The following is a 5,932-nucleotide window of genomic DNA, read 5'->3' as shown; positions in this document are numbered from 1 at the left end:
CGCAGATGTACCGCCATAGGGAGCCCCCGGCCCCAATCCGGGGCGGGGGGGGGCGGACCCGGCCGCGCCGGCCAGATACCCCCCACCGCGCGCCGGCAGGCGGGGCGCCGCCCCCCGCCCCACGGGGGCGGGCCCGCGCCACGCGAAAACTCTCCCGAGGGCGCCGCACCCCCCCGGGCTGCCGGCGCCGAGGCGCCGGCCGGCGGGCGAGGCCCCGGGGCTACCGTGCATGATTCCCGCGATGACCGTTCCCGCTGCCCGCCTGTCCAGCTTCTACCTGTTCTATTACGCGGCGCTGGGCGCCTTCACGCCCTACTGGAGCCTGTTCCTCACCGCGCGCGGGATGAGCGTGACCGCCATCAGCGTGATGATGGGCCTGTGGTACGCCACCCGCGTGGTCGCACCCAGTGCCTGGACCTCGCTGGCGGCCACCTCACCGCGGCCGATCCGCCTGCTGCGCGTCGGCTGCGTGCTGACCCTGATCAGCTTTGCCGCATTCCTGCTGCCCCTGCCGCAGCCGTGGATGTATCCAGCGATGATCGTGTTCTGCTTCTTCTACAACGCGGTGATGCCGCAGTTCGAGTCGATCACCCTCACCCATCTCGGCAGCGACAGCCATCGCTACGGCCTGATCCGGGTCTGGGGTTCGCTCGGCTTCATCGCCATCGTCACCCTGTTCGGCTGGCTGATCGAAGGTGACGGCACTGCCAGCCGCGCGGGGCTGCTGCCTTGGATGATGCTGCCGCTGTTCGTCCTGCTGGTTGCCTCGGCCTTCAGCAACCACTACGCACGCAACATCGGCAGGACCGGCGGCGACGCCAGCGGCTTCTGGCAGATCGTGCGGCGCCCGCCGGTGCTGGCGTTCTTCCTCGCCGCTTTCATGGAGCAGCTCTCGTTCGGCCCGTACTACACCTTCTTCTCGGTCTACATGGACCACCACGGCTATCGCACGTCCACGCTCGGCCTGCTCTGGACCATCGGCGTGGTGTTCGAAGTGGGCGTGTTCTTCACCATCGGCCGTTTCTTCCGCCGCTATGACGCCAGCTGGATGCTGCTGATCGCCCTGGTCAGCTCCTGCCTGCGCTGGGCGGTGACCGCGCTGTTCCCGGAAAACCTGCCGGTGATGCTGCTTGCGCAGACCGCGCACGCGCTGGGCTTTGCCGCGTTCTTCGCGGCGGCGATGCAGATGCTGGCGACCTACTTCCCGGGTCGCCTCAACGGCCATGGCCAGGGCCTGCTGTACGGATTCTCGTCCGGTGTCGGCGGCGTGCTGGGCGCGCTCATCGCCGGCCAATTGTGGAAGATCGACGAGGGACGCACGGCCTTCCTCGCCGGTAGCGGGTTCGCCCTGGTCGGCGCCCTGCTGTGCTTCTTCGCGCTGAGCCTGCCGTTGATCCGTGCACGCCGCAGTGCTGCGCGCGCCCGGTAACGAAAACGCCGGGCAATGCCCGGCGTTTTCATCGTGCAGCAGGTGCAGTTACCAGACCAGGTCGTCCGGTACCTGGTACTGCGGATCCGCGTAGGGATCCTCCTCGGCCGGTGCGTTCGGGTCGACCTTCAGTGCCACCGATGCGGCAAACACCGCTTCGGACTGTGCCAGCACTTCGGCGGTCACCAGCAGGTAACGGCCATTGAGCTGGACCACGCCCAGTTCACCGGCATTGAGCGCGGTCAGCTGTTCGGCGGTCACGTAGATGCGCTTGATCTTGCCGCCATACGGGAAGTGGCGGGCAATGTCTGCCGCCTCGGCATTGAGGCTCTTGTCCTTCAGCAGTTCTTCCAGCTTGGCCTTCGCCTCGCGGCGCACGCGTGCCTCTTCCTGCTTCAGGCGCTCGGTCTCGATGCGCTCTTCCTTCTCGCGCTGCGCACGGATGGCATAGGCCTTGGCCAGATCCATCTCTTCGGCGCTGCGCGGCTTGCGCGGGCCATGCAGACCCTGGCCACGCGCCGGGCCACCGGACTTGCCCGGACCGCCCGGCCCACGGCGCTCGCCAGGCTTGTGCTCGCCCCGGCCTGCGCCCTGCGGCTTTCCATTGCCAGTGCCACCCTTGCCCTGCGGGCGGCCATCACGGCGGGGGCCATCATTCTTGCGCTCGGGCTTGGGCGCGGGCTTGAAGCCCAGGCCCATCAGCTGGTCGCGGAGGGTATCGCTCATAGGATTCGGATCAGTAGTGCGGCGGCGGCGGTTCGCTCGCCGGATCGGAAGAATTCAATGCGTTGCGGACCTTGCCCAGGTCCTCCAGCAGCACGCGCAGCACGTCGGCGTTGCGCATGCCCTGCATGCGGGCATCGGCCAGCGCATCGCTCAATTCGGCAAGCGCCTGTTCCTGGAAGGACACGCGCATTTCCAGTTCGACCAGGCGCGCTTCCAGCGCCTGCTCGCGTTCGGTCGGCAGCAGGTCAGACATGCAGCGAACGCCCCCGGCCAATGCCGTAGTACGCCAGGCCGGCAGCTTCCACTTCGGCCGGATCGTACAGATTGCGCCCGTCGAACACCGCCGCGTCCTTCAGCTGCTCGCGCAGCTTCTGGAAATCGGGGCTGCGGAACTGCTTCCACTCGGTGACCACCACCAGCGCGTCGGCGCCCTGCAGCGCTTCGTCGGCACTGTTGCAGAACACCAGGTCATCGCGCTCGCCGAAGATGCGCTGCGATTCATGCATCGCTTCCGGGTCATAGGCACGCACCGTGGCACCGCCCTCCCACAGCTGTGCCAGCAGGCGACGGCTGGAGGCTTCACGCATGTCGTCGGTATTCGGCTTGAAGGCCAGGCCCCACACGGCAAACGTCCTGCCGCGCACGCCTTCGTCCTCGCCCTTGTCGTAATGACGCTGGATGAGGGCGAACAGGTGGCCCTTCTGCGCATCATTGACCGCTTCCACGGCGTTCAGCAGCTTCGGCTCAAGACCATGCTGCTGCGCGGTGCGGGCCAGCGCCTGCACGTCCTTGGGGAAGCAGGAGCCACCGTAACCGGCGCCCGGATAGATGAAGTGCCAGCCGATGCGCGGGTCCGAACCGATGCCCTGGCGGACCTGCTCGACGTCGGCACCGACACGCTCGGCGATGTTGGCGATTTCGTTCATGAACGAAATCTTGGTCGCCAGCATCGCGTTCGCCGCGTACTTGGTCAGCTCGGCCGAGCGCACGTCCATTTCCACCACGCGGTCGTGGTTGCGGTTGAACGGCGCATACAGGCGACGCATCACCGCCACCGACTCCTCGCTGGTCGCACCGATGATGATGCGGTCCGGGCGCATGCAGTCGGCGACCGCGTCGCCTTCCTTCAGGAATTCCGGGTTGGACACCACGTCGAAGGCGATGTCCGCGCCACGCGCGGCAAGTTCCTCGGCAATGGCGGCACGCACCTTGTCGGCGGTGCCCACCGGCACCGTCGACTTGTTGACCACCACGGTCGGCACGCTCATGTGCCGGCCAATGGTACGGGCCACGGCCAGTACGTACTGCAGGTCAGCGCTGCCGTCCTCGTCCGGCGGAGTACCGACGGCGATGAACAGCACCTGGCCATGCGCGATCGCGGACGCGGCATCGGTGGTGAATGCCAGCCGCGACGCGGCATGGTTGGCTTTCACCATCGGCTCCAGGCCGGGCTCATAGATCGGGATGATGCCCTGGTTGAGGCCATCCACCTTGGCCTGGTCGATATCGACGCAGACCACCTGATGACCGACGTCGGCCAGGCAGGTACCGGTCACCAGACCTACATAACCGGTACCGAAAATCGCAACGCGCATGTCCGTGCAGGCTCCGTGGTGGCTTACGGCAGGACGCCCAGCAGCTCGACGTCGAACGTCAGAGTCGCGTTCGGGCCGATCGGGCCACCCGGGGTGCCATTCTCGCCATAGGCCAGATTGCCCGGGATCCAGAAGCGGTACTTCGAACCGACCGGCATCAGCGCAACGCCCTCGGTCCAGCCCTTGATCACCTGGTCCAGGCCGAACTCGGCCGGCTGACGACCATAGGAACTGTCGAACACGGTGCCGTTGAGCAGCTTGCCTTCATAGTTCACGCGCACCTTGCTGCTCGGCAGCGGGCGCTCGCCGCTGCCCGGGCGGATGACCTGGTACTGCAGGCCCGAGGCCGTCGTCACGACGCCCGGCTGGGTCTTGTTCTTGGCCAGGAAGGCATTGCCTTCTTCGCGGTTGGTCTGCGCAGCAGCGGCGGCCTTGGCCTGCATTTCAGCCTGCTTGCTGCCCATGAAGGCCTGGATGGTGGCGGTCGCGTCAGCTTCCGTCATCTTCGGCTGACCCTTGGTCAGGCCGGTGCTGATCGCGTCAAACAGCGAGGCAACATCGATGTCGTCCTTCAGCTGCGCCAGCGACGGGCCCACCGAATAGGAACCGATCATCTGCGACACCTTGACGCGATCGACCTTCGGCGGCTGCGAACCCGGCGCCATGCCCGGCACCTGCTGGCCGCTGCGGGCCATCACGACCTGGCGCAGGGCCGCATCGGTGGCCTTGGCCTGTTCCTGGGTGATCTGCGGCTGCAGGCCTTCGAACGAACGCTCCACGGCGGTGCGCAGCGCGGCCACGTCGATCTCATCGGCGATCGGGGTGAACGACTTGGCCACGTCCAGGCCGATGGCGTAGCCGAGCTTCTGCTTCGGGGAATTCAAGGTTGCGGTCTCCTTGGCGGCTGCGGGGGCAGCCGGTTGTTGCGACAGAGCGACACCCGAAGTGCCCATCGCCAGAATCAGAACCGACGCCGCGGCGCCGCGCATTCCCATCTTCATTCGCTGCATTCCTGGAAGTGTCTGGGCGCCGACGTCGGCGCGAAAAGAGACATTGTCGCACGCATGCCGTCGATGTCGAGGCATCCGTGCCGGATATCAATGTGCGGCGGCTGCAGCCAGCGCCTTGTCGATGGCCGCGGTCAGCTGCGGATCATCCGGCGTCACCTTGCTGGCGAACTGGGCGATGACCTTGCCATCGCGGCCGACCAAGTACTTGTGGAAATTCCAGCCCGGTGCCACGCCGGTGGCCGCGGTCAACCGTTGATAGAGCGGCGTCGCCTCCGCGCCGACCACATGCACCTTCTCGAACATCGGGAACTTGACCCCGTAGGTGAGCGTGCAGAAATCCTGGATCTGCTTTTCGTCGCCCGGTTCCTGCCCCTTGAAATCATTGGAGGGGAAACCGAGCACCGCGAAACCACGGCCTGCGTAGCGCTTCTGCAGCGCCTCCAGTCCTTCGTACTGCGGCGTGTAGCCGCACTTGCTTGCGGTATTGACCACCAGCAGCACCTGGCCGTGATAGCGCTGCTGCAGGTTGACCTGCTGCTTGCTGGCCAGCGGCCGGTAGTCCAGGTCGAGCAGGTCGGCGGCCAGGGCGCTGGCGGAACCGGCGACACCGGCCACCATCAGGGCCAGCAGGGACAGGCCGCGCAGGCGGCGCGGAGTAACGGTGGACAGGGGCATCAGGAGCGGTCCGCGGTAGCCAGTCACAGGGCCCGGCCAGCAGCGGCCGGGAATCGGCCGAACTATAGCACCGGGCTTCGATGACCCAGATGGCAGGGCGCGGACCAGGCTTTGCGCGGCGTGGCGACTGCGCCCTTCGCCGATCTTCGATGGCGAAGTGATGACATGGTATGGACATCGCTGAATGGAAGGTCGGCCTGAACCGGCCCATGCGAAAATTTTATTTCCCTTTTAGAATCAATTGCATAAGGTGATATTTCAACGATCTGACCACCCCTGCCATCAGTTGGGGCCGGCAGGGGGTTGCACATGGGCGTGCCGGTGTTATAGTTGCATACAACACCAGTCACCTGAGACAGGGGGAAGCCATGAACATCCGGATCCGTCGCAACCTCGCCGCACCCGCGGCCGCTGCCGTTTCGACCCTGATCGTGCTGGCCTGGTTGGCCGCGCCCAGCCTCCCCGACTCCGCTGACAGTGCGCAGGACGCGACCGCC

At 66.4% G+C, this 5,932-nt stretch carries 6 protein-coding genes; 1 reads left to right on the top strand and 5 read right to left on the bottom strand.

All coding sequences use genetic code 11. The annotated features are described in order from the left end of the window. The first annotated feature begins 241 nt into the window (after positions 1 to 241). Entirely contained in the window at positions 242 to 1,429 is a 1,188-nt protein-coding gene (locus tag QRO91_RS21545; protein ID WP_049428343.1) for an MFS transporter, read from the top strand. A 48-nt stretch (positions 1,430 to 1,477) separates the two neighbouring features. Here QRO91_RS21545 and QRO91_RS21540 read toward each other — a convergent pair whose 3' ends face one another. From QRO91_RS21540 to QRO91_RS21520, 5 genes are all read right to left on the bottom strand, one after another. Continuing rightward, positions 1,478 to 2,155: a DUF2058 domain-containing protein gene (locus QRO91_RS21540; RefSeq protein WP_049428341.1), complete on the bottom strand. Its 678-nt coding sequence runs from the start codon at positions 2,153 to 2,155 to the stop codon at positions 1,478 to 1,480. A 10-nt stretch (positions 2,156 to 2,165) separates the two neighbouring features. After that, entirely contained in the window at positions 2,166 to 2,408 is a 243-nt protein-coding gene (locus tag QRO91_RS21535; protein ID WP_005410256.1) for a SlyX family protein, read from the bottom strand. Then, complete coding sequence (locus QRO91_RS21530) at positions 2,401 to 3,750, bottom strand: UDP-glucose/GDP-mannose dehydrogenase family protein (protein WP_049428339.1); 1,350 nt, start codon at positions 3,748 to 3,750, stop codon at positions 2,401 to 2,403. The genes QRO91_RS21535 and QRO91_RS21530 overlap by 8 nt, the downstream gene beginning before the upstream one ends. 23 nt (positions 3,751 to 3,773) lie before the next feature. Beyond that, positions 3,774 to 4,751, bottom strand: coding sequence for an FKBP-type peptidyl-prolyl cis-trans isomerase (locus tag QRO91_RS21525; protein ID WP_049428337.1), 978 nt, complete (start codon positions 4,749 to 4,751; stop codon positions 3,774 to 3,776). Between the two features lie 96 nt (positions 4,752 to 4,847). After that, positions 4,848 to 5,435, bottom strand: coding sequence for a glutathione peroxidase (locus QRO91_RS21520; protein WP_049428335.1), 588 nt, complete (start codon positions 5,433 to 5,435; stop codon positions 4,848 to 4,850). Positions 5,436 to 5,932 lie beyond the last annotated feature (497 nt).

This window comes from Stenotrophomonas maltophilia group sp. Smal32 (assembly GCF_030237085.1).
GTDB classification, from domain to species: domain Bacteria; phylum Pseudomonadota; class Gammaproteobacteria; order Xanthomonadales; family Xanthomonadaceae; genus Stenotrophomonas; species Stenotrophomonas maltophilia_Q.
This window is presented reverse-complemented; position numbering and strand designations above follow the sequence as displayed.

Coding starts and splice junctions, on each gene's coding strand:
- QRO91_RS21545 (WP_049428343.1), top strand. CDS start 242: ATGACCGTTCCCGCTGCCCGCCTGTCCAGCTTCTACCTGTTCTATTAC.
- QRO91_RS21520 (WP_049428335.1), bottom strand. CDS start 5,435: ATGCCCCTGTCCACCGTTACTCCGCGCCGCCTGCGCGGCCTGTCCCTG.
- QRO91_RS21540 (WP_049428341.1), bottom strand. CDS start 2,155: ATGAGCGATACCCTCCGCGACCAGCTGATGGGCCTGGGCTTCAAGCCC.
- QRO91_RS21535 (WP_005410256.1), bottom strand. CDS start 2,408: ATGTCTGACCTGCTGCCGACCGAACGCGAGCAGGCGCTGGAAGCGCGC.
- QRO91_RS21525 (WP_049428337.1), bottom strand. CDS start 4,751: ATGAAGATGGGAATGCGCGGCGCCGCGGCGTCGGTTCTGATTCTGGCG.
- QRO91_RS21530 (WP_049428339.1), bottom strand. CDS start 3,750: ATGCGCGTTGCGATTTTCGGTACCGGTTATGTAGGTCTGGTGACCGGT.